This window comes from Streptomyces sp. SID4985 (assembly GCF_009863025.1).
Lineage (GTDB): Bacteria > Actinomycetota > Actinomycetes > Streptomycetales > Streptomycetaceae > Streptomyces.
Map to the genome: position 1 here is coordinate 1 of NZ_WWIR01000521.1, position 356 is coordinate 356.

Below are 356 nucleotides of genomic sequence, written 5' to 3' on the forward strand. Positions count from 1 at the left end.
CGGCCCCGGCCGCCCCGGAGTTCACCGCTCCGGCCGCCCAGGCTCCGCAGGCTCCGGCCGCTCAGGCCCCGCAGGCTCCGGCCGAGCGTGGTCCGCGTCCCGGTGGTGCCCGTCCCGGCGCGCCCAAGCCCGGTGGCCGTCCGGCTCCCGGTCAGGGTCAGGGTCAGGGCCAGGCGGCCCGTCCCGGCCAGGGTGCTCCGCGCCCCGGTGGCCAGGCCCCGCGTCCCGGCGCCCGTCCGGCCGGTCCCCGTCCGGGCAACAACCCCTTCACCTCCGGTGGCTCCACCGGCATGGCCCGTCCGCAGGCGCCCCGCCCGCAGGGTGGTCCGCGTCCCGGCGGCGCTCCCGGCGCCGGT

The 356-nt window shown here is 82.3% G+C and carries 1 pseudogene; it reads left to right on the top strand.

From position 1 onward, the window contains the following. Window positions 1-356, top strand: a pseudogene (locus tag GTW40_RS32770) (translation initiation factor IF-2); the annotation flags it as partial.